This window comes from Proteus mirabilis ATCC 29906 (assembly GCF_000160755.1).
Lineage (GTDB): Bacteria > Pseudomonadota > Gammaproteobacteria > Enterobacterales > Enterobacteriaceae > Proteus > Proteus mirabilis.
The window spans coordinates 378,078-402,306 of sequence record NZ_GG668578.1 but is presented as its reverse complement, the minus strand read 5'-3'; the positions used below and the strand labels follow the sequence as shown (position 1 = coordinate 402,306).

Genomic DNA, 24,229 nt, shown 5'->3' with positions numbered 1-24,229 from the left:
CATGTTCGACCAATCCTACTGCGTGGAGAGGGTCTCTCGTGGGGGTAAGTTCTAGGGAAAAACATGTCTTGGTCAGAATTTAAATCTCAATACCTGATCCGTTTCTGGAAGCCTCTTCCGGCGGTTATTGCAGCAGGTATCTTATCTACTTACTACTTTGGTTTAACCGGCACTTTCTGGGCAGTTACTGGTGAGTTTACTCGCTGGGGCGGTCATGTGATGCAATGGTTTGGTGCGCATCCAGAAGAATGGGGTTACTTTAAAATCATTGGTCTTGAAGGGACACCACTCACTCGTATTGATGGGGTAATGATTATTGGGATGTTTGGTGGTTGTATTATGGCAGCACTTTGGGCCAATAATGTCAAACTTCGTCATCCTCAGCATAAAGTGCGTATTCTTCAGGCCGTTTTGGGCGGTATTATTGCCGGATTTGGTGCACGTTTAGCCATGGGGTGTAACCTCGCGGCATTCTTTACCGGTATTCCTCAATTTTCATTGCATGCTTGGTTCTTTGCTGTTGCTACTGCTATTGGCTCTTATTTTGGTGCCAAACTTTCATTAATGCCACTATTTCGTATACCGGTAAAACTGCAAAAAGTCAGTAAAGCATCACCTATTACGCAAGATAAACAACGTGCAAAACGTCGCTTTCGATTGGGGATGGTTATCTTTTTTGCCATGATCGCATGGTCATTAATCATTCTATTTGATTCACCCAAACTCGGCTTTGCTATGCTGGGGGGAATTGGCTTTGGGATCTTAATTGAACGTGCGCAAATCTGTTTTACTTCCGCATTTCGTGACTTATGGATAACCGGTAGAACGCATATGGCGAAAGCGATTATTATCGGTATGGCAGTAAGTGCGGTGGGTATTTTTAGCTATGTACAATTAGGTGCTGCACCGAAAATTATGTGGGCCGGTCCTAATGCAGTTATTGGTGGTTTGTTGTTTGGTTTTGGTATCGTGCTTGCTGGTGGTTGTGAAACAGGCTGGATGTATCGTGCAGTTGAAGGGCAGATCCACTTCTGGTGGGTAGGTTTAGGTAACGTGATTGGTTCAACAATACTGGCGTACTATTGGGATGATTTTTCTGCGGTACTGGCTACCGACTACGATAAAATCAACCTATTAGATACCTTTGGCCCAGTTGGTGGATTAGCCATCACCTACCTGCTACTTGGTCTCTCTTTTATATTACTACTTTGGTGGGAAAAACATTTCTTCCGCAAAAGAGCGCAACAAGCGCAAGCGCTTTCAACACAAATTAATAAGGAAATCGCATGAACGAGAAAAAAACCATAGTGCCAGATTATCGTCTTGATATGGTCGGTGAGCCTTGTCCTTATCCTGCGGTGGCAACATTAGAAGCGATGCCGTCACTGAAAAAAGGTGAGATCCTTGAAGTGGTAAGCGATTGTCCTCAGTCTATTAATAATATTCCCTTAGATGCGAAAAACTACGGTTATACCGTATTAGATATTCAGCAAGATGGGCCGACAATACGCTATTTAATTCAAAAATAGCGGCGGAATAATTGATAAAAAAACAGCCTGATCATAGCGTGAGATAGGCTGTTTTTTTGTACTATGATATCGGGTGATAAAATTACTCGGCTTCACCACCAAGTACTTCGATAACCCTTTCAATTAGCGCGCTTAGTTCACCTGTCATTAAGACAAAATCGGCATCAAAACGCTGGGCAAAATCGGCTTTATCAATATCATCGTTTTGCTCACGCAAGGTATCACTAAATTTAATGCGCTTGATAGAGCCATCATCACAAAGCATGAATTGCAGGCGATCTTCCCAATCAAGAGAAAGCTTGGTGACAAACTTACCGGCTTCAATATGAGTGGCAATTTCATCAGAGACAAGCTCTTGTTTCTTACAACGTATCACGCCACCTTCTTCTAATACCGCTTTAAGCTCGGCTTCATCCATTAATGTAAAACCAGCAGGGAGTTCACCGGAACGAACCCATTGTGTCATTTTTGATTCGACAGACTCATTAAAATTGAGTGGAACCACGGGTAGCGAACCTAATGTTTTACGCAATAAGGCTAAATTATCTTCGGCACGTTTTGCACTACCTGAATCAACAATCACTAATTGTTTATCTAAATCTAACCAAATAAAGGTTTGTGAGAATTTGCTAAATGCGCGAGGAAGTAACGTGTGGACAACTTCATCTTTTAATGTCGCTTTTTCGGTTTTCTTTAATTTACGACCTTGTTCACCCTCTAACTTTTCAACTTTATCTTGTAGCGCTTGCTTAATGACGGTGGCGGGGAGGATCTTATCTTCTTTCCGTGCGCACATCATGACTTGTTTACCTGCAACATGGATAAGTGCTTCGCCACGATCACCCATAGGTGAAACCCAACCCGTTTTGGTCATATCTTGGCTACTACAAGGGGTGAATGCTAATGAAGCCAGCTGTTGTTCTAACTCATCCATTGACAGCGCTATCTCTTTATTTAAGCGATAGACCAAAATATTTTTAAACCACAGCATCTGACATTCCCCTTAATCATGATTAACAGCAATATGATACTGAATGTTAGCAGTATCTAAAAGGTAATATCCTTTAAAAGAAATTTATTATCGGCTCACAGTATAAAAACAGTGCTCAAGCTGAATCGAATAATTAGTAAAATTACTTTATGAAAATGAGTTTTATTCTTATTTGCTGCTAATTAACTTATCGTTTTACGGGGGAGATAATCTAAATCTCAAGAATTGTCGTAATGTGATAATTATCACGTAGTTGAGTTTTTATCCTATTTTTGAACGCTTTCTTTGCAACACTTTCAGATTTATCTCTGCATTAATTTACAAAAGAAAATTTATCTTGACGATTGGATGTGATTTTTATCACAGTTTTAAGAAAAAGTAACAGGTTGTTTTTCATGGTAACGATGGTGATCTAAATCACAAATATAAATATTTTTTTGCGGAAAATTGACAAAAACGCATAAATAGCCTTTTTATGTTAACTATGGTTATAGTTTAGCTTTAGTTATGATTAATAGAATCCGTAGTTCATAAACAAACATTGATTAGAGATTGTAATTAAACCTTACTCTTGTCCTATCTTGGTTGATATTTTTAGTTAATTATCCTTATAAAGTGTGTAGGTCATTCATTACTGCGAGTTAAATTGTAGTTAAATTTATTTTTAAGCTTATTTAAATAACAAGTAAATATAAAAATAGAAAATTATAGAATTGAGATAATAATATTTAAATCTTTAGGGTTATTTATTTAGTGGTTAAAAATAATACGTCCTTTTAAATATATTAAATAGCAAGGTAAATTTTTTTATTAGCAAAAACATTAGCTATGTAACAAAATGAAATATAAAAGAAAAATTAAAAAATGGTATTTTGAAAAAGTTGATTAAGTTCAAAAAATACGTATCTTTAAGCTTAATTGTGAAGCTCATCACTCAGGTATGTAACCATGAAAATATACTTTGATGTAATTGTGGGCTATATCACGAAAGTTAGGCTTTTTTTTGAGTAACATGCCAGCGAAAATTCAATGCTCTACTCGATTTGTGGATAGAAATAAAAGCAATGCCCTTATTTAAATAGTAATGAGGACATTATTTTTGTGTCTTATTGGTGAATATCTCTGTGTCAAGGAAATTAAAGCCTGTAAGAAAATTAAGTAGAGTAATAATAGCAGTTATAAAAATGAACGGTTGTAAAAGCGATTTTCTTGTTTGAGATCCGTGGCGGCGGCTCTTTGAACTGAAATCAGGGTTAATCATAGACGGCGGTATTATTTTTAACCTTAGAAAGAAAATCATAAAACTATAGAAAATAGATGGGTATTTTAATCATGAAAAGCTTAAAGCCTTTAGCAGCGCTGGTAGGTTTATTGGTTCTGTCGGGATCTGCAAACGCAGTAAATGTGTACAACGATAAAGGTACACGTTTTGATGTTAACGGTCAGTTCCGTTTAAAAACGCAAGTGACTAGCCAAAATCATGAAATGAAAATGAATGATGATGGTAGCCGTATCGGTTTCTTTGGTTCCCATGAACTGACTAACGATATCAAAGTGTTTGGTAAATTAGAGTGGGGTTCAGATACTCAAAAAACCAATAGTGATAACCCTAAATCTAATTTTGAGATGTATAACCGTGTAGGCTATGTTGGTTTTTCTCATCGCGATTATGGACAAATCCAATTTGGCCGTACTTATATCCCGATTGACTGGGTAAAAAAATCAAGCTACGGCTATGGTAATACAGGGGTATTTTACTTTAGTGATGTATTAGGCCGCGCTGTGGGTTATAGCAATGGTTATGCTGATGGTAAAGGGGTTGGTAAAAACAACTTTATGACTCGTTTACCACAAACTATCTTTATTGAAACAAACCGTTATGAAGGGTTTAAGCTTGCAGGTACGATAACGGGTAAAACTGGGGATGATAATACTCGTACTACCGGTGATATTACTCGTGCTTACTCCATTGTTGGTTTTTATAAATCAACCTTCGGTTTAGAGTTTGATGCGGGTTATTCTGCAGCTAAAGGTGAAGCAACCCATAGCAGTAAAAGTACGGTTCGAGGTAAAACACCAGAAAATAGTATCTTAGCATTCGGTGCAGAATACTTCTTCCCTGGTCGCGAATTCTCTATCGGTATCGACTATGGTCAATCTCGTGGGAAAAACTCAGGCTTAACTTTAGCGAGCAATGCCTCAGAAAAAGATTACAGATGGAACTCAGTTAAAGGCGATTGGAAAGCGAATTTATATGGTGTTGGTGTGAAATGGCACTGGGATCGTATCGAAAGTGGTATGTATGCGGGTTATTACCTGCGTGATGGCGATGCTAACACTTTCAACTACAAAAAAGAAACCTATACTGTGGGTGTAGATAAACGTTTTGCGGTATCTAAATACAACAACTTACGTTTATTCGCTGAAATGGCATATGATGATGCTCGTAGCGAAAACCCAGCTTATGAAGATAAAAAACAATATATCTTTGAAACTGGTATGCGTCTGTACTTCTAGTTTTATCAAAGCAAGTATTGTTTGACAGAAGTAATAAAAGGAGAGCAACTGTGCTCTCCTGTTAACCAATATATAAGGGGTGTGTAATGGTTAAGAATGTGTTGAAAATCTCAACATTAGCAATGTTGGTCGCATTCAATGTGAATGCTGCGACAGTCGATCTCCGTATTATGGAGACTTCGGATGTTCACAGTAACTTAATCGACTTTGACTACTTCAAAGACAAACCAACAGAACAGTTTGGTTATGTTCGTACGGCGAATTTAATTAAAGCCGCGAAAGCTGAAGCAACCAATGCGATTTTAGTGGATAACGGTGACTTGATCCAAGGTAGTCCACTGGCTGACTATCAAGCAGCTAAAGGCTTAGAGAAAGGGGAAGCTCATCCAGCGCACCAGTTAATGAATACCATGGGGTATACCGTAGGTAACTTTGGTAATCATGAATTTAACTATGGTTTAGATTACCTGAAAAAAGCCATTGTGGGCGCTGAATTCCCATATATCAATGCCAATATCATGGATGCGAAAACAGGCAAAAACTATTTCACACCTTATATCATTGTTGATACACCAGTAAAAGATCGTGATGGCAAAGAGCACACTATCAAGATTGGTTATATCGGCTTTGTACCACCACAGATTTTAATCTGGGATAAAGCCAATCTGGATGGAAAAGTCGTTGTCAATGATATTACAGAAACAGCGAAAAAATTCGTTCCTCAAATGAAAAAAGAGGGTGCGGATCTGATTGTGGCTATCCCTCACTCTGGTTTCTCTTCTGAGCCTTATAAAGCTATGGCTGAAAACTCAGTCTATTATCTGAGTGAAGTTGATGGCATTAACGCTATTATGTTTGGTCATGCTCACGGCGTATTCCCAAGTAAAGAATTTGAAGGCATTAAAGGTGTTGATGTTGCTAAAGGCACTGTAAATGGTGTTCCAGCAGTAATGCCAGGCCAATGGGGTGATCACTTAGGTGTTGTCGATATGGTTATCAATAACGACAGCGGCAAATGGGTGATGACCCAAGCAACAGGTGAAGCGCGTCCTATCTTTGATAAAGCAAACAAAAAAGCATTAGTTGAACGTGATGCCGAGTTAGCGCAAATCATTGAAAAAGCACACCAAGGTACTCGTGATTTCGTCGGAAAACATATTGGTAAAGCGTCAGCTAATATGTATAGCTTCTTAGCTTTAGTACAAAGTGATCCAACGGTACAAATCGTTAACGATGCACAGGTTGATTATACTAAACACTTTATTCAAGGTGATCCGAACTTAGACGGCCTGCCAGTATTAGGTGCAGCAGCACCATTTAAAGCCGGCGGACGTAAAAATGCACCTGCAGACTTCGTTGAAGTAGAAAAGGGTGACTTAACATTCCGTAACGCAGCAGACTTATATCTGTATCCAAATACATTAGTGGTTGTAAAAGCAACCGGTGCAGATGTTGTTGAGTGGTTAGAATGTTCAGCGGGTATGTGGAACCAAGTTGATCCTAATTCAACTAAACCACAATACTTAATCAACTGGGATGGTTTCCGTACTTATAACTTCGACACTATCAGTGGCGTAGAGTATAAAGTTGATTTAACTCAGCCTGCTAAATATGACGTTGATTGCCAAGTTGTCAATAAAGATGCAAACCGTATCAAAAATGTCACTTACCAAGGCAAACCTATCGATCCTAAAGCAACTTTCTTAATTGCAACCAATAACTATCGTGGATACGGTGGTAAATTTGCGGGTACAGGTGAAAGCAATATCGCCTTTGCATCACCAGATGAAAACCGTGCAATTTTAGCTTCTTATATTGCTAAGCAAACGAAAGAAAATGGCGAAGTTGCAACAAAAGCTGCGAATAATTGGTCTTTCTTACCGATTAAGACAGATAAACAATTAGATGTTCGCTTTGAAACTTCACCAAGTGAAAAAGCCGCTAACTTTATTAAAGATTTTGCTCAGTATCCAATGACCTTTGTGGAAAATGACGATATCGGTTTTGCAATTTACAAAATCGACCTAACTGAGAAGAAATAATCTTATAGACCTGTCCATTCGGGCAGGTCGTTCTCATGTTTTGGCGTGAAAGAGTGCAGTTATTGCTCTTTAAGGGGATTTTATGCGCTTTATAAAGCTATTACCTGCTATTTTAGCTGTTATTTTAGCGGGTTGTGTGACACAAGCACCTGAAGTTAAACAACCATTAAAACCGCAAGCAAAATTAGTTGAAGGCGTATCTTGTATTTTACCTGATGCACCTACTGCCAATTATGACTATATTGCGACAAATGATCGTTATGGTCAAAATAGTAAAGCATCAACAGATTACTTTAAATTAGCCATTAATTACTCACCGGCTTTTTGTGATTATAAAAAAAATAATATTAAGCGTTTAAATAACGATAACGAAAAAGAGCGTGCTAAACGCGAATTCGATAAATTTGAAATCCAGTGTTTCTCAGATAATAAATTTGGCTGGATTGTTCATGGGCTATGGGCTGAAACCTGCGATGGTAAATCATGGGATGAATGCCGTGACTGGAAAGACATACGCAAGCATCCTCGTTTATGTAAAGGGGATTTACCACCATTAGAATACTCAGCGATTAAACCTTACTTATGTTCATCACCGGGTATTGACTTATTGCAAGGTGAATGGGAAAAACATGGCGTTTGTGCCTTTGATACGCCAGAAGCATTCTTTGGTCAGCAACAAGCGTTATTTGACGCATTAGTGTTACCAGAAGGCCGCCCTTCAAATAGTGAATTGATTAAGTTCTTAAAAGAAAATAATCCATCATTGAAGGATAAAGAAATTCAAATTAATCGAGATGAATTCTATATTTGTTATAGCAAAGATTTCGAAGTGATTGATTGTCCGAAACGTGAATATTGATCTAGGGATAAAACTTAAATGAACCATAAATATAAACTCGTAGCCCTTGCAGTAAGCTCCGTCTTATTAGCAGGTTGTGCTAAAAATTATGACGAAGCGAACGTCGTTGATGTCCGTGTGATTGCACTCAATGACTTCCATGGTGCATTAAAAGCACCAGGTCCAAACAAGCCTGGTGGTATTGAGCATATGGCTACGCTGGTCAAAGAGCTGAAAAAAGATAACCCAAATAATATTGTGGTAGCTGCCGGTGATATGGTTGGTGCTAGCCCACTGTTATCTTCAATGTTCCATGATGAGCCAACTATTGAAGCGCTGTCATTAGCAGGTTTAGAAGCAACTTCAGTAGGTAACCACGAATTTGATAAAGGTATGGGTGAGTTACTGCGTAAGCAAAACGGTGGTTGCCATCCAGTTACAGGTTGTCAAGGTCCTACTGAATTTAAAGGTGCTGATTTCCAATATTTAGCGGCTAACGTGACTGTTAACGAAACAGGTAAAACGTTATTCCCTGAATATGTGATTAAAGAGTTCAATGGTATTCCGGTTGCCTTTATTGGTTTAACTTTAGAAGGTACTGCGGCTATCGTGACACCAAAAGGAACTGAAGGTTTAAGCTTCCACAATGAAGCAAAAACAATCAACGCTTTAGTGCCTAAGTTACAAGCTCAAGGTGTACAGGCGATTGGTGTTCTGATCCACGAAGGTGCTGCACAGCGCCGTGATGGTGGTCCAGTAAATATCAACGCATGTAATGGTATTACAGGTAAAGTACTTGGTGTGGTTGAACAATTAGATCCAGCGGTTGACTTTGTTGTAACGGGTCATACTCACCAAGCTTATAACTGTACTATTAACGGTAGATCAGTGACTTCTGCACAATCTAATGGCGCCATGTTAACGCGTATCGACCTGAAATTAGATAAAACAACGAAAGATGTTGTTGATGTAGAAGCGCGTAATATTTGGGTTGATAACCGCAAATATGAAAAAGATCCTGCTGTCACTAAATTGTTAGAAGCTTACGAGAAAATTGCTACACCATTAGCGAACCGTATTATTGGTAAACTAGAAGGTAACTTAACCAAGCAAACTAACGATGCAGGCGAATCGGGTCTAGGTCAAGTTATTGCTGATGCCCATTTATATACGGCAAAACCAAAAGATATGGGGGGCGCACAAATCGCCTTAATGAACAGTGGCGGTATTCGTGCTGATATGACGGGGGGTGATGTTTCTTATAACGCTATTTATACCGTACAACCATTCTCTAATGTACTGTTAACACAAACATTAACGGGTGAGCAGATCAAACGCTTATTAGAGCAACAGTGGGATCGTTCACGTCCACAAGTATTAGCGGTATCGGGTAATTTCCAATATACATGGGACAGCAAAGCACCTGTTGGACAACGTGTGATTGTTGAATCAATGCGTATTGATGGTAAGCCTGTGGATATGAAAGCGAATTACCGTGTAGTTGCAAATGAATACTTAGCAACAGGCGGTAGTAACTTCTCTGTACTGAAAGAAGGTAAAGATCCGGTTTACAGCGTGCCAGATGTTGATGCAGTAGTGAAATACTTTGCTGAGCAGTCACCTATTGCTCAACCAAAAGCGAACAACATTACTCGTAAATAACATATTTTCATACGCCTTGTGAAAATAGCACCTCTTATGAGAGGTGCGTAACTAAATAAAGAGAGCAAAGTGTTGAACACAAAGGGTCCATCCCTACCTTTGTATTCATTACGCACTTTGCTCTTTTTTTATGTTTTTTTGTTCCAAATGTGGAGGAATAAACATAAGAGTCAATGTCTTTACAAGAAATAATTTGTGGTGTATTGTTTTGTTATGCGACAAAAGATTGCGTTTTGTCGTTATTATAAAGTTATAACTGCTGTGAGGCTTGGAGTATAAGTAATGGCTATTTCCGTAAGATTAGATGAAGACTTTGTGTCTGATGCTAAAATTCATGCGGAAGCGAAAAGCAGAAGTGTCCCTAAACAAATAGAACACTGGGCAAAAATAGGCCGTATAGCTGAAGATAATCCCGATCTGCCATATAGCTTTATCGAAGAATTGTTACTGGCACAGGCGGAAGTCGAAAACAAAAAGGTTTCTCGATATGTCCGAACCACAAAAAGAGATTGATGTTTACCAGTCAGCTCGTTTTGAAAAGGCAATGAAAAAATTGCCGGGATCTGATGTGAAGATCATTGAAGATGAAATTGATCAAATAATCGATAATCCATTAATTGGAGAGCAAAAAAAAGGCGACCTTGCTCATCTTAGAGTACATAAGTTTAGACTTAATGATTTAACCGTACTGCTAGGTTACTCATGGGTTGCCAATAAGCTGGAACTGTATTTATTACATATAGGCTCTCATGAAAATTTTTATGAAGCTCAGAAAAAGCAGCGAAAGCATGATATTAAACTGATCAAGTCATAAAAGAAGGGGGCTAATGCTCCCTTTATTATTTGTCGTGGGCAAAAAAAAGCCCACAGAGGCTGTGGGCAAGGAATGAAAATAAAAAGAGGGTATTTGGATCAGATGTCTATATTAAATTCTATTATTTGAAGATTTTAAAACGAGCGTCATCTTCAATATAATTTTTCTCACTTGCTTCTTGTTCGATAGAGCCAAAGACCATTTGTGCTCTTAATTTCCAATGGCGAGGAATATCCCAAGTTGCGTGAACTTCATCATCAATAATTGGATTGTAGTGTTGCAGTGATGCCCCTACATTTTCAGCCGCAAGTGCAGTCCAGACAGAAAGCTGAGCCATACCACTGGCTTGCTCTGACCAAACAGGAAAGTTTTCAGCATACAGTGGGAACTGCTCTTGAAGCCCTTTAACGATATCAGTATCTTCAAAATAAAGGATGGAGCCTGCACCGGCAGCAAAGCTATTAATTTTGGCTTCTGTTGCGCTAAATGCATCCGCAGGGACTAATTTTTTCAGAGTATCTTTAACGATATTCCATAATTTCTGGTGTTGTTCACCAAATAAAACGACAACACGAGAAGTTTGTGAGTTAAATGCGCTAGGGCTTTCTTTAACCGCTTCTTTGATGATCGTAGCAACTCTGTCTTCGCTAATAGGCAGTTGATTACCTAAATGATAAATTGTTCTACGTTTTTTCATTAATTCTGTGAATGCGTTAGACATGCTTATCTCCTTGATAAATATAAGCGTTTAAAGCTGTTTAGCCTGAGCTAATCTATGCACATACTATAGACGCTGTGGGTGATTTATTGATATCTAAAAATTTTAACCACTTACATCAAATTATTAGAGCTAGTCTTTAACTGATTGATTTTCATTGCTCTTATTACCATATCTAAACTCTGGTGCTAGCTGACTTATTCCTAAACCCCCCGCTTTTTTCACTTTTATTTGTACCGGAATACGCTCTTTCATCGCTTCAACATGACTGATCACACCAATAATTTTGCCAGAAGCATTAAGGCTATCTAAGGCATCTAAAGCAATATCTAGTGTATCAGGATCGAGAGTGCCAAAGCCTTCATCTAAAAAGAGTGACTCAATTTGCGTCTTATTACTGACTAAATCAGATAACGCTAAGGCAAGGGATAAGCTGACTAAAAAACTTTCTCCACCAGAAAGTGTACGTGTATCGCGTAGAGCATCTGCTTGCCATGTATCGGCAATCTGTAATTCAAGGCTACCTGTCGTTTTGCGTTGTAAAAAGTAACGACCATGTAGTTTTTCTAAGCGACGATTAGCCAGATAGATAAGATGGTCGAGGGTTAACCCTTGGGCAAAGCGACTAAATTTATCACCAGATGCAGAGCCAACTAACTCATTTAAATAACTCCAATCATCATAATGCGCTTGCTGTTTGGCTATTTGCGCTAATAGTGTTTGTTGCTCTATCCGTTTTTCATCATCTTGGCGTAATTGTATTTGCAGACTAAATAGTGTTTCTTGCAATGCGTTATGTTGCTTTGCTAAGTCGTCTAAATGGATATTACATTGCTCAGCAGTACATTGGGTTGAGAGTAATGGTTGTTGTAATAAATGTTGTTGATAGGCTTTTTCTTGGGTCTCAAGGCGCGTTTTTTCTTGTAAAAGTTTATCAAGTCGCTGTTTTTGCTGCTCTTGCAGACGTGTCCTTTCCTCTACCGATAATAGAGAGGCTAAAAAGTCATTTTCATCGGCAAAAAGACTCTCTTTTAACGCGTGTTGATAGTGTTCAGTGGCTTGTTGTGCTTGTGTTATTGCTCGTTGTAGGGCTTTTTCACTCTCTTGATATTGGCCAATTAATTGATTAAGTCGGTTTTCGAGTTGGTTTTTTTCTTGAGTATATTGCTCAATCTGGGTTTGTAAAAATTGGCTATGTTTATCAAGTTCACTACGTACCTGTTCTACAGACTGTGAACCAAATAAGGCTTGTCGTTGATCCTGCCATTGTGTTTGTTGGTGCTGTTGTTGGTTTAATTTTGCTAATAGCGCCTCAAGTTCAGCCTGTTTTTCTGCTAAATAACGTTTTTTTTCATTTTGCGTCACTTGCTGTTCACGTAGGCTTTGTTGTAATAGCTGAAGCTCTTTTAACTGACTTTGATATTGCTGGTGCTCTTGTTGACGAGCTGCCAACCATGGCGTGAACTGCTCAAATTCAGGGAGTGTATAGCCTTGTTTTTCAATCGCTGACTGAATATGTTGTGCTAATTGTTGTTGCTGTTGGTGCAAGTGCTCGCTTTGTTGCTGATAGGTTTTGATTATTTTTTGCAAATAATCTAAATCATTTTGCTGTTTCTTAACCGATTGTTGTTGTTGATTAAATTGCTCTTTTGCATTGAGAAAATGCGTATTCTTTTGATGTGTTTGGGCTTCTAATTGCTGATAACTGTCAAGCTTTTCTGTGAGAATAAGCTCTTGCTGATTTAATGATTGTTCTAATGTCAGTAAGTTATCTGCATCATCAACTAACGGTAAATGGTGTGCTTGTGCTAACGTCTGCCACTGTTGGGTCAGTACGCTATTCTCTTGGGTTAACTGAGCGATATTGTCACTCAAGGTGCTATTTTGTGAGCCATAGTTTACCCGTTGGGTTCGCTGTTCGGCTAAGGTGATGGTGAGTGAATGCACCTGCTGTTGTAATGCTTCTAAACGTAGCTTTGTCTCATCTGGTTTGATGTCATGATAGGTTTCTACATAAGGATGCTGTGTTGAGCCACATAGAGGGCAAGGTTTATCTTTCAGTAAACGTGCACGCTCTTGCTCATATTCGGCGACTTTTTGTAGCAAAAGATAGTTGTCATTTAAATCTTTAAGATGTTGTGCTTTCTCTTTTAGTGCCAGATCATTTTCTGCAATCGTTTGGGTTAGAGTCGCTATTTTTTGCTGATTTTCACTCAATGTAGTTTGATAATGTTGCTGCTCTTTGCCATTACGTTGTAATTGAGTGTGTAAATTTATAATTTTTGCCAATGCATTTTTTTGCAGATTAATTTGTTGTAATCGCGGTTTTATTTCATCGGGTTTGTCTGCTTTTTGACGCGCTTCCAATTGTGTTTGATAAGATTGTAGTTGCTGTTGCTGTAAATTAAGTTGCTCTTGTTGGGTGGCTAATGTTTGGGTAGCTTGTTGTAATGCTTTTTCCAAACTTATGACTTTTTCCTGCTCTGCTGTTTCTCGTTTTTGGTTGGCAAGATATTGGTTTGATATTTCATTATATTGCTGAAAATAGTGTTGCCATAAGGGTAGATTTTCCGCAAGTTGTGCATGATAGGCGTGTTGTGTTAAGTCGTTATTTAATTGATTAACTTGTTGTTGTGTGGTGATTAATTTTTTCTCGGCTAACTGAGAATGTTGCAGATATTCAGCGCATATTTTTTCTAATTTATGCTTGTGTTGGTTATTAGTACTAATTTCTTGTTGTAACAGCACCAATTGATTATCTAAAGGCAGTACCTTCTCACGAATTAACTGTAAAGTGTGCTGTTTTTTCTCATGATGCGTTTTTAATTGTTCATGAAAGTCTGCCAATTTTTTATTGATAGGTAGGCTTTGTTGTTCAATAGCCTGTTTTTCTGTTTTTAAGCTTGTTAACTGTGTTGCTAAATAGTTTTGCTCTGTAAGACGACGATTTTTTTCATCATAAAGAGGGCGAATTTTTTCTGCTGGCTCATTTTTTTCTAAGCGTTGAATATCGGGTTGAGCAATAATTAATGCCTGTTGAGCCTCATTGAGTCCCGCTTGGGCTGATTGTTGTTGTTGCTGAATTTCTAGCGCTTTTTCTTGCCATTGCTTAGCAACTTGGTATTCCTGTTGTTCTTTTTGTAACCTTGTTACTTGTGCTTGAATATTGGCTTGTTGTGTTAATAGCTCTTGGCGTGTTGTTGCATCCAATAATGCCATCATTTGAGCTTGTTGTTTTAGCGTATTTAAAGCCTGCTCTTCTTCGCGCCAATGTTTAAAAATTGTTTGTGAAATATGGCGATAGATATCTGTACCAGTAAGCTCTTCAAGTAGCTCTGCACGAGATTTGTCATCAGCGTTGAGAAATGCAGCAAATTGCCCTTGTGATAACAACATGGATTTAGTGAAGCGATCGAAATCTAATCCGGTGATCGAGATTATTTTTTCTTTTACTTGGCTAATTTTATTGGCTAAAACTTTATCTTCACCGCCTAAACGATTAATTTTTGCTAACTCAGCCTGTGGGGCTTGTAAGTTTCCCTCTTCTTTATAATTAGCACGACGTTGTTCCCAAAATGCCCGATAGGCAACCCCTTTAACTTCAAATTCCACTTCAGCTAAACATTCTGCAGTGTGACGAGTCATTAATTCATTTTGAGATTGGGTTACTTTATCTAAGCGTGGCGTTCTGTGATATAAGGCTAAACTAATTGCATCTAAGAGCGTGGTTTTACCCGCACCTGTCGGGCCTGTAATGGCAAATAGCCCATTGCTAACAAAAGGCTCTTGATCAAAGTTAATTTTCCATTCGCCTTTGAGTGAGTTAATGTTTTTAAAGCGCAGACTTAAGATTTTCATCGTGCGTTGTTATCCTCTTGCTCTGCCATTTCAACCGCTTGCTTAAAGAGTGTGGTTAACCGTGTTTTGTCTTCCTCGGTTTCAAACTGGTGTTGAGCTAAGCGCCTTTCAAATACATCATATACAGTCAGTTCAGTTAGGGTTTCTTTCTCATTTTGCATCAGTGCTTGACGTTGTTTTCTCGCTCTTCTTAATACGATCACTTCAAAGAGTGGCGATTGAGTTAGCTCTTGAATACGGGTTTGAATATCACTGAGATAATCTTGAGTTGAAACTTCAATATCTAGCCAAATCGTGGTATCCATTTCATTATATTGTGTTGCTAACTTTTCGAGTTGTGTGGCAATTTCTTGTAACGAGCCTGAAAGAGTGCGTAATAGCTGAAACTCAGGGATGGGTAATAGTGTCATTTCCGCTAACTTATCTTGCTCAAAATCGATAAGACAAACACTTTTCTGTTGTGCACTTTCATCAAAACTTAATGGAATAGGTGAACCACTGTAGCGAATATGACCCGATTTATTGACGCGCTGTGGGCGATGAATATGACCAAGGGCGATATAGTCAAATGGAGGAAATAGGGTTGCGTTAAAGGCTTCTAATGTGCCGATATAAATTTCACGTACCGAATCGCTAACACTGGCGCCAATCGTTGTCAGATGCCCTGTGGCAATGATAGGGATGTTAACATTGAGTTGTTTTCGTAAGTCGAGCGCGGCTTGATATTGGCGTTGATAATAATCTGCGATCGCTTCTTTTAAAGCGCCCTGTTTGTCTGCTCCCGATTGCCCACTTTTGCTATTTATCATATCTCTAGGGCGTAAATAGGGGATTGCACAAAGTAATGCTCCAGGTGTGTGATTTTTTTGATAAAGAATAATAGGGGCTTGTGGGGTTTCAGTGTGAACATTAGCAATGACGGTGGTATTTAAACACGCTAACAGTGATTTAGATTCATTTAGCGTTGCCACAGAATCATGATTACCCCCTAAAATAATCAGTTGGCACTGAGTATCTCTTATTGCGACGACAAATCGATTATAAAGCTCTCGGGCATAACTGGGGGGGGAGCCAGTATCAAAGATATCCCCTGCAACAATAACTGCATCAACTTGTTGTTCACGGATTTGCGCTAATAGCCAATCGAGAAATTGTTGGTGCTCTTGGGCGCGAGTTTTTGTAAAAAAATATTGTCCTAAATGCCAATCTGAGGTGTGAATAATCCGCATTGCTATCCCTTAATGTTAACTGCCGTCAGTATAGCGCACCTTACTTTTTTAGTGAAAATCCACCTATGAGCTACGTATTTTGAGTGAAATTACACCAATTTTAGCCTTATTTACCTTAACAATGACACTGTATTCCAGTATTGTCATAGTCAGTCATAAATCTGTCATAAAAGTGCCTCATAATCATTATGACCCTCTATATAAATAACACAGGATAGAGTATGGCAAGGCGTATTCTTGTTGTTGAAGATGAAACCGCAATTCGAGAGATGATCTGTTTTGTATTAGAGCAAAATGGTTTTCAGCCTATTGAAGCTGAGGACTATGATACTGCATTGAGTTTTCTGATTGACCCTTACCCTGATCTGGTTTTATTAGATTGGATGATCCCCGGAGGCTCGGGTATCCAAGTGATTAAACAGATGAAGCGTGAAATTAATACCCGTGATATTCCTATTATTATGCTAACAGCAAAAGGGGAAGAAGAAGATAAAGTCAAAGGTCTCGAAACAGGCGCGGATGACTATGTGATTAAACCTTTTTCGCCTAAAGAGCTGGTGGCTCGGGTAAAGGCTATTTTACGACGATTGTCACCGATGTCGGCAGAAGATGTGATTGAATTTAATGGATTAAGTCTTGATCCTGTTTCACATCGAGTTACCAGTCAAGATAAACCCATTGATATGGGGCCTACCGAATTTAAACTTCTCCACTTTTTTATGACCCATCCCGAACGTGTATATAGCCGAGAGCAGTTGCTAAACTATGTTTGGGGCACCAATGTTTATGTCGAAGATCGTACTGTCGATGTACATATTCGTCGATTGCGTAAAGCTATAGAGCAAGATGGCCATGACCGAATGATACAAACGGTACGAGGAACGGGATATCGTTTCTCTGCTCGATTTTGAGTTGATAAGGGAGTAATTAACTGGTGTTAGAACGACTCTCATGGAAAGCCCTCGTGTGGGGGCTATTTCTATTTTGTTTACCTGCCTTTGTATTATCACTATTTATCGGCCACCTTCCTTGGTTGCTCGTGGTCTCATTACTGAGTGCCTTGATATGGCACGCCTATAATTTAATGAAATTATCTAAATGGTTATGGCTCGATAGATCGGTATTACCCCCAGAAGGAAAAGGGGGCTGGGAGCCTATTTTTTATGGTATACGACAAACACAGCAACGTAACCGTAAACGCCGTCGAGAATTAGGTGATTTAATTAAGCGTTTTCGTAGCGGGGCGGAGAGCCTACCAGATGCCGTTGTGATGATCACTAATGAAGGAAATATCTTTTGGTGTAATAGTCTTGCTCAGCATCTTCTAGGCTTTCGTTGGCCTGATGATAATGGACAAAATATTTTTAATTTATTGCGCTATCCCGATTTTTTACATTATTTCACCGTCGCCGATTTTAGCCGCCCTTTAACTATTGCATTAAATAATGGTGCTATTGTTGAATTTCGGGTGATGCCTTATGCGGATGATCAACGTTTAATGGTTGCTCGCGATGTTACCGAGAAGAATAAGTTAGAAAATTCGCGACGTGATTTTTTTGCTAATGTGAGCCATGAATTAAGAACACCTTTAACGGTTATTCAAGGCTATCTTGAGATGATGGAAGAGAATACCGCAGAAAACCCGGCTGAACATAAAGTGATTAAGACCATGCAAGAGCAAGCAAAGCGTATGGACTTATTAGTACAACAACTGTTACAGCTTTCACGTATTGAATCTGCGCCTCATATTGATTTGAACACGGTTGTCGATATGCCTGCGCTATTAAGCGTGCTTGAGCATGACGCGCACTCATTAAGCCAAGAACAACAAAATATCATCTTTGATATTGACCATAAATGGGCTGTTCGTGGTAATGAAGAGCAATTGCGTAGTGCCGTATCTAACCTTGTCTATAACGCCATAAATCATACCCCTGAGGGTACGACTATTCGCGTGAGTTGGAAAAAAGTACCACAAGGTATGTTGTTTAGTGTGTCAGATAATGGGCCGGGTATCAGTGCTGAACATTTAACGCGCTTAACTGAACGTTTTTATCGTGTAGATAAAGCGCGCTCCCGCCACACCGGTGGTACAGGGCTTGGATTGGCGATTGTCAAAAAGTCCTTACAACATCATCACTCAATACTGAATATTGAAAGTAAAGTCGGTGTAGGAAGCACTTTTTCTTTTATCATGCCGCAAACATTGTTAACAGAAAAAAAATAATTTCGTTTTTATCCTTATTTTATTAGTACCTTTATTACCTATTTTTAAAAGAGGTGATAAAGGTATTTTTGTCATATACCCATCAAATCAATATCAATAAAATCTAATATCGTAGCGTTAAATTTTAATATTATTAATTAATGGGAACTTTAATTGATGGCTAGATTACTGTTTGGTGAGTAAAAAATATACAAATCATATCGGGGATAATTGGCGATATATAACAGTTATCACTGGCCTGAAAAAATACTTTAGATGATTATTCTGCTTTTTAGATCAGCTATTGCCTTTTTTCATTATAAAAGTTTTACTTGTGAGCAGTTATCGGCGCTTTTTTCTATTTAATATGTAATTGCTCTGTGTAAAATGATTATTCTTAAATATTATTCTGAATAACCCATCATGAAGCAAAATAGATACTGCTGATATTTTTGTTGTATTTACTTTATATAGTAAATGTAAATTAACCATCCAATAACGATATATTAACAAATCTTATGGCACATCGATTAACTTCCAGAGACATTCTGGCATTAGGTTTTATGACTTTTGCTCTATTTGTTGGAGCAGGGAATATTATTTTTCCTCCGATGGTGGGGTTGCAATCAGGGGAGTTTGTTTGGACTGCGGCCATTGGTTTTTTGCTAACCGGAGTTGGCTTACCTGTGCTAACAGTGGTGGCATTAGCGAAAGTGGGAGGGGGAATTGAAGCATTAAGCACCCCCATTGGTAAATCTATGGGACTTTTATTAGCAATAGTCGCTTATCTTGCTGTCGGCCCTTTATTTGCCACCCCTCGAACCGCAACGGTCTCTTTTAAAGTTGGCATTGCCCCTTTAGTGGGTGATAGTGATATTGCCTTACTTATTTATAGTGTTATTTACTTTTTAATTGTTATCGGTATTTCACTGTATCCGGGAAAATTACTTGATAGTGTTGGTCACATTCTGGCACCGATTAAAATTTTAGCCTTAGCTGTATTAGGTTTAGCTGCGCTATTTTGGCCAGCAGGAACGCCGATCCCCGCTACACAAGCATATCAAGATATGGCATTTACCCAAGGTTTTATTAATGGCTATCTTACCATGGATACGTTAGGCGCGATGGTCTTTGGTATTGTTATTGTCAATGCGGCCCGCTCAAGAGGGATTGATAATTCGTCTTTATTAACACGTTATACTATGTGGGCGGGAATTATCGCGGGTGTGTTATTAACGGCGATTTATCTTAGTTTATTTAAGCTTGGTTCTGCTAGCGGCAGCATTATTCCAGAAGCAAAAGATGGCGCAGATATTTTACATGCTTATGTGCAACATACTTTCGGTAATTTTGGTAGTTTCTTTTTAGCTCTGCTTATTTTCTTAGCTTGTATGGTGACAGCGGTAGGTTTAACTTGTGCTTGTGCGGAGTTTTTTAGCCGCTATTTGCCTATTTCTTATCGTACATTAGTATTGATTTTGGCTGTATTTTCCGCGGTAGTCTCTAATCTTGGTTTAAGTAAACTGATTGCGTTCTCCATTCCTGTTCTGGTGATGATTTATCCTCCTTGTATTGTGATTATTCTGATGAGTTTCACTTTACGTTTTTGGCATAATCCAAGCCGCATTATTGCCCCTGCAATGGCAATAAGCTTATTTTTTGGCATTTTTGATGCCATTAAAGCATCTGATCATTTAAAACATTTATTACCGGATTGGGCGGCTAAATTACCATTAAGTGAGCAAGGATTAGCGTGGTTAATTCCTGTATTAGTGACTATTGTTGTATGCGCTATTTACGATAAAGTAGCTGGCTCACAACATAAAAAAGTGATCCACTCTGGGATAAACAAATAAGCTAAAATACATTAAATTAAAATCTAAAAGGGAAACTTCCGTTTCCCTTTTTTACGAAATTAAAGTAAGTGTTGATTTTCTTTTAGGCGATTAGTAAGCGTTTTATCAATATCAGCACGAACGGAATTTGAAACGCCATACTCTTTAGCTAACGATGAGAATTGACTAATAATATCAACAGTATGATGGATATACGTTTGTGCTTGTTGCCAACTTTCAAAACCAGCTATTTCTGCAAGATGTTTGATTATGTTTAATGGTGGTTGTTTACCATGTTAGCTTAAAATTCATCTTGTAATACCTCTTCAATGGTTCTTGGTATACGAGGCTTATTGGCTTTTTTAGGGTCAACAACGGCATAAAGGTTATTTAAATCATCAAGACACTGCCAAAGTAACAGTAGTTGTCGTAATGAAATTTTGCCTTGTAACTCAAATTTTTTAATTGTTGATGCAGGGACGGTACTGCGCTCGGCAAGATGTTCCCGAGACCATTTTTCTTTTTCTCGTCGTTTTCGTAAATGAGTAGCAAAAGCTCGACTAACATCAATATCGGTAAGTAATGAGAGTTTCATTATTAGCTCTAAACATAAAATGGACACTATAATGTCCAATTATAGCATAATATGGCATAATTGGACATTATAGTGTCCATTTTTACAAGCTAACTTCTGTGAGGATTTTTACTAATTATAAGCATTCAGTAAAATTATTCATTGCAACGGGGTGCTGTTTTTCATCTAAATAGTAGTAAGTACTCACCACAATATTATCTTCATCTATAAAAAGTTATATTAAACATAGAGAGTAATACCAGCGAATATATTTTATTGGTAAGTTGCTAAATAATCATCACCCATGTTGTTTCTAATACACTCCATTAATACCTATAGTAGGTTACTTGTATGTTTTTTTATCATAATACTATACTAGCAGTATTGCTTTAGAGTGTTTAAAACTGCTCATAATCAAGGTGAATTAATCATGGCTAATAATATTTACTTACGTTTAAATGGAAATAAACAGGGCTTAATTTCAGCAGGGTGCTCTACTTGGGACTCAATAGGAAATAAATATCAAGAAAACCATACTGATGAGATATTAGTAATAGCTTCTTCATTCAATATAAACAGAGCCCAAAATCTGAGCCACCATCCAATGTCAATTACCAAACATGTCGATAAATCAACGCCTTTACTCATTGTCGCCATCACAAATAATGAAATATTAAGATGTGAACTTGATTACTATCGAACCTCCGCTACTGGTTCACAAGAAAAATATATGACTGTTGTTTTAACTAATGCATCAATTGTTAATTATTCCCAGGTGAATGCCAGCACAATAACTCAAAGTGATTCATTACCCAGTGAAATAATTACAATACACTATGAAAGTATTACATGTAATCACATCATGGCTGGTACGTCGGGATATAGTATCTCAAGTACAATTTAAGAGTTTATACAAGGCAGAATTATGTCAGCGATAATTACTCCATTGGTTATATACCAAACTCAAAGACGTATGGATGATTACAGTGCAGATGATATGCGTTACGGAGATTTGAGTGGAGATCAGCTACGAAATCAATTTAATTTGCGTGATGTTTCAATGAGAGTAAATCCATACACTTTCCAAACAATAGAAAATGATGGATTTTTTAATAAAGTCTATGATGCGAATAATCATAACATAGTGATATCAAAAATAGGAAAAGCTGAATGTGCACAAATCTTGTTTGATGAATTTCGCCATTTATCATCAATGTTTGCCTTCCGTAGTCCTTATGCGATCCTTATTAATAAAATGATAACTCATATGCAATTTAATGATGGCGCACCTTATAATGATCCTTTATTAAACGATGCTATCAGAGAGCAAATTTTAGAAGATGATTCTGATAATAGTTCATTACTGAAAATAAGAGACGTTTTTAATAAATCTATTAATTGGAATACTCGAAGTATAAAAGACCGTATTGATATTCACTTGGTGCTAAAAAGTTATATAGGCGATAGCGTGCTTCCTAAATTCGATCGTCTTGAGGATAGAGTGAATGGATTGGGGATTACCGTACATGACACTTGGTCAACGACCATTACTTTACAAAAGCTAGAAATTTACAATGATTATTGTGATGCAATTATTCATTATAAAATTCAAGATCATTTTGGTTTAGATAGTAATGATATTATGTCTGCTCTTTATCATAATTTCAGATTTTTTAGAATTTGGTTTGTATTACAGCGATATGACAAATTAGGCTTTAAACCGTTTATGACCAATATGGAAGCGACTATTAATATAAAAATTCGGAGTCCAAAATAATGGCTTTTAAATATAAAATAACAATAATCATATTTTTGCTATCTTTTATTTTTTTTGTAGTGTATGAGTTTTTTATTCCCGTTAAAGTTATGGGAGTACATAAAGATACGTATACCACCTCTATTCTGGTTGAGGATTTTCCGATAACTGATTATGGAAAAATAATATGGTGGAAAAACAATCAAGATGTTTTAGATAAAAAGTATGATTTATTTAAGAATAAAAATAGTTTATTTTTGATTTCTATATGGAATTACGGTGATGGATATTTAGAAGAAGGAAAATACGATCGATTATGTTTTACTGAAATTAAAAGTAACAAAAAATGTATAGAAAAAGATAAAGTGATGTCAATAATGTATTCTTTAAATGAAGAGGAAATTAGGATCGGTAATTCTGCATATATTAAAGATAAAAATGGTTCTTTTATAAAGAAAGACAAGGATGCTAATACAACTATCACAGTAGTCCCTAATGCATAACTTGGTCACAAGTGGTGATAATAGCTTATTCACATTTTATGCTTAAAAATATATTTTGCTGTTTATATCAAAAATATAAAATATAACTCTAAATCTTTGTGAAACAATGCGACGTTATCGTGTTTCGTCTCCATATTTGCCCAATAGCTTCTATGAGAATTTTTTATTAATTATTGAGTTCAGTAATATTATCCATTGCAACAGGGCGCTGTTTTTCATCTAAGTAGTAGTGAATGCCGGCCTCAATATTATCTTCACCTTCATAGAAAACGTTAAAGCGGGTACGTTTTCCATCGTGATAGGCAATCACAGCGCTACCGCCTTTTCCTAAGCAAAATTGCTGAAGATGCCCTGTTGAGATACACACGCTGTTATCCCCAGATACAGAGAGTGTGCAGTTATCACCTGTGTTGATAGCAATGGCGTTATCGCCAGTAACAGTAATATGTGCTAAATCACCAGTATTGGTGACTTTTGTACGGGATTGAGTCGCATTAATAAAGTTTCTTATACCACTATTGGCAATATGCGCCCCTTGACCAGAAGCGTAAATTTTAACATCGTTGCCACTATTACAAATACGAGAGCGTCCTCCTAAGCTACCAATACGACATTGATCTGCCGTATTACTGATCTTTCCAGCAAATCCGCTGTTGATTAATTGGTTACTATAACCAGTGTTAGCAATACTGTTTTCATCACCGGAAAAGGCGACAATATTATCACGACCACATAATGCGAGGGCGGTATTAAATTGTTGGCTTTTGACAATCAGTTGATGCCATTCGGTAGAAAACTGAATGTTTTCGTCGCTAGATTGCGGTTGGTGATAGGGTAAACGTTGTAATGTCACACCGGTTTGTTTTTCATTGCCTAACAGGGACAAGATGTTTTCTATCACTTCTTGTTCCTGTTTGGCAAAAGAGGACTGACTAAAATGACGCAGATAAATATATTGAATTAAGCTTTCTATCCATTGTGTTTGACGTTGTTTTATCAATTCATTATGGATAGCACGGTAAGTACCTCCATGGGGAAAATAACGCAAAAACCAACGATAAAGTGAACTTGAAACATGCAGTTGGCGTAAGTCTTCTTTGGTTAGTGTGATATTTTCCTGTGAAGGGACTGACATATAAGCTCCTTGAACCATCTAT

The 24,229-nt window shown here is 37.7% G+C and carries 20 protein-coding genes; 14 read left to right on the top strand and 6 right to left on the bottom strand.

All coding sequences use genetic code 11. The features are described from left to right. Positions 1–63: 63 nt before the first annotated feature. Positions 64–1,290, top strand: a complete 1,227-nt coding sequence (gene yedE, locus HMPREF0693_RS09920) for a selenium metabolism membrane protein YedE/FdhT (protein WP_004245174.1) — start codon at positions 64–66, stop codon at positions 1,288–1,290. After that, on the top strand, positions 1,287–1,529 hold the full coding sequence (gene yedF / locus HMPREF0693_RS09915) for a sulfurtransferase-like selenium metabolism protein YedF (protein WP_004245173.1): 243 nt from the start codon (positions 1,287–1,289) through the stop codon (positions 1,527–1,529). The genes yedE and yedF overlap by 4 nt, the downstream gene beginning before the upstream one ends. Before the next feature lie 82 nt (positions 1,530–1,611). On the opposite strand, the gene rdgC is transcribed toward yedF, so the two are convergent. Beyond that, positions 1,612–2,520 (bottom strand): recombination-associated protein RdgC, encoded by a 909-nt coding sequence (gene rdgC, locus HMPREF0693_RS09910; RefSeq protein ID WP_004245172.1) that lies wholly within the window; start codon positions 2,518–2,520, stop codon positions 1,612–1,614. A gap of 1,332 nt (positions 2,521–3,852) precedes the next feature. Here rdgC and HMPREF0693_RS09905 point away from each other — a divergent pair. The 6 genes from HMPREF0693_RS09905 to HMPREF0693_RS09880 all read left to right on the top strand — a co-directional run bounded on the left by HMPREF0693_RS09905 (position 3,853) and on the right by HMPREF0693_RS09880 (position 10,393). Continuing rightward, the gene (locus tag HMPREF0693_RS09905; RefSeq protein ID WP_223310093.1) at positions 3,853–5,037 is read left to right on the top strand and encodes a porin; all 1,185 of its coding nucleotides are present in this window, start codon (positions 3,853–3,855) and stop codon (positions 5,035–5,037) included. An 86-nt stretch (positions 5,038–5,123) separates the two neighbouring features. Beyond that, entirely contained in the window at positions 5,124–7,079 is a 1,956-nt protein-coding gene (locus HMPREF0693_RS09900) for a bifunctional 2',3'-cyclic-nucleotide 2'-phosphodiesterase/3'-nucleotidase (protein ID WP_004245170.1), read from the top strand. A gap of 82 nt (positions 7,080–7,161) precedes the next feature. Then, the gene (locus HMPREF0693_RS09895) at positions 7,162–7,938 is read left to right on the top strand and encodes a ribonuclease T2 family protein (RefSeq protein ID WP_004245169.1); all 777 of its coding nucleotides are present in this window, start codon (positions 7,162–7,164) and stop codon (positions 7,936–7,938) included. An 18-nt stretch (positions 7,939–7,956) separates the two neighbouring features. Next, on the top strand, positions 7,957–9,579 hold the full coding sequence (locus HMPREF0693_RS09890) for a bifunctional metallophosphatase/5'-nucleotidase (protein WP_004245168.1): 1,623 nt from the start codon (positions 7,957–7,959) through the stop codon (positions 9,577–9,579). A gap of 282 nt (positions 9,580–9,861) precedes the next feature. Then, entirely contained in the window at positions 9,862–10,092 is a 231-nt protein-coding gene (locus HMPREF0693_RS09885; RefSeq protein WP_004245167.1) for a ParD-like family protein, read from the top strand. Beyond that, on the top strand, positions 10,067–10,393 hold the full coding sequence (locus tag HMPREF0693_RS09880; RefSeq protein ID WP_004245166.1) for a type II toxin-antitoxin system RelE/ParE family toxin: 327 nt from the start codon (positions 10,067–10,069) through the stop codon (positions 10,391–10,393). The genes HMPREF0693_RS09885 and HMPREF0693_RS09880 overlap by 26 nt, the downstream gene beginning before the upstream one ends. A 121-nt stretch (positions 10,394–10,514) precedes the next feature. Here HMPREF0693_RS09880 and HMPREF0693_RS09875 read toward each other — a convergent pair whose 3' ends face one another. The 3 genes from HMPREF0693_RS09875 to sbcD all read right to left on the bottom strand — a co-directional run bounded on the left by HMPREF0693_RS09875 (position 10,515) and on the right by sbcD (position 16,198). Then, a complete protein-coding gene (locus HMPREF0693_RS09875; protein ID WP_004245165.1) occupies positions 10,515–11,114 on the bottom strand; it encodes a nitroreductase family protein in 600 nt (199 codons plus the stop codon). A 129-nt stretch (positions 11,115–11,243) separates the two neighbouring features. After that, positions 11,244–14,969 (bottom strand): AAA family ATPase, encoded by a 3,726-nt coding sequence (locus tag HMPREF0693_RS09870; RefSeq protein WP_004245164.1) that lies wholly within the window; start codon positions 14,967–14,969, stop codon positions 11,244–11,246. Then, entirely contained in the window at positions 14,966–16,198 is a 1,233-nt protein-coding gene (gene sbcD / locus HMPREF0693_RS09865) for an exonuclease subunit SbcD (protein WP_004245162.1), read from the bottom strand. The genes HMPREF0693_RS09870 and sbcD overlap by 4 nt, the downstream gene beginning before the upstream one ends. 221 nt (positions 16,199–16,419) lie before the next feature. On the opposite strand from sbcD, the gene phoB reads away from it, so the two are divergent. The 3 genes from phoB (at position 16,420) to brnQ (ending at position 20,260) form a co-directional block, all read left to right on the top strand. Continuing rightward, positions 16,420–17,109 carry a phosphate regulon transcriptional regulator PhoB gene (gene phoB, locus HMPREF0693_RS09860; RefSeq protein WP_004245161.1) on the top strand — a complete coding sequence of 230 codons (690 nt, stop codon included), beginning with the start codon at positions 16,420–16,422 and terminating at the stop codon, positions 17,107–17,109. Between the two features lie 23 nt (positions 17,110–17,132). Then, positions 17,133–18,425 (top strand): phosphate regulon sensor histidine kinase PhoR, encoded by a 1,293-nt coding sequence (gene phoR, locus HMPREF0693_RS09855; protein WP_004245160.1) that lies wholly within the window; start codon positions 17,133–17,135, stop codon positions 18,423–18,425. 497 nt (positions 18,426–18,922) lie between these two features. Then, positions 18,923–20,260, top strand: coding sequence for a branched-chain amino acid transport system II carrier protein (gene brnQ / locus HMPREF0693_RS09850; RefSeq protein WP_004245159.1), 1,338 nt, complete (start codon positions 18,923–18,925; stop codon positions 20,258–20,260). 280 nt (positions 20,261–20,540) lie between these two features. Here brnQ and HMPREF0693_RS09845 read toward each other — a convergent pair whose 3' ends face one another. Beyond that, positions 20,541–20,834, bottom strand: coding sequence for a helix-turn-helix domain-containing protein (locus HMPREF0693_RS09845; protein WP_004245158.1), 294 nt, complete (start codon positions 20,832–20,834; stop codon positions 20,541–20,543). A 409-nt stretch (positions 20,835–21,243) separates the two neighbouring features. Here HMPREF0693_RS09845 and HMPREF0693_RS09840 point away from each other — a divergent pair, with 409 nt between their 5' ends. From HMPREF0693_RS09840 to HMPREF0693_RS09830, 3 genes are read left to right on the top strand one after another with little or no spacing between them, the layout of a single operon-like run. Next, positions 21,244–21,717 (top strand): Hcp family type VI secretion system effector, encoded by a 474-nt coding sequence (locus HMPREF0693_RS09840; RefSeq protein WP_004252601.1) that lies wholly within the window; start codon positions 21,244–21,246, stop codon positions 21,715–21,717. 21 nt (positions 21,718–21,738) lie between these two features. Next, positions 21,739–22,590: a DUF3289 family protein gene (locus tag HMPREF0693_RS09835; protein WP_004245156.1), complete on the top strand. Its 852-nt coding sequence runs from the start codon at positions 21,739–21,741 to the stop codon at positions 22,588–22,590. After that, positions 22,590–23,072: a DUF943 family protein gene (locus HMPREF0693_RS09830; protein ID WP_004245155.1), complete on the top strand. Its 483-nt coding sequence runs from the start codon at positions 22,590–22,592 to the stop codon at positions 23,070–23,072. Before HMPREF0693_RS09835 ends, HMPREF0693_RS09830 begins: the two co-directional genes overlap by 1 nt. A gap of 166 nt (positions 23,073–23,238) precedes the next feature. Here the strand turns inward: HMPREF0693_RS09830 and ydhT are convergent, their stop codons facing one another. Beyond that, positions 23,239–24,225, bottom strand: coding sequence for a protein YdhT (gene ydhT / locus HMPREF0693_RS09825; RefSeq protein ID WP_004245154.1), 987 nt, complete (start codon positions 24,223–24,225; stop codon positions 23,239–23,241). Positions 24,226–24,229: the final 4 nt, after the last annotated feature.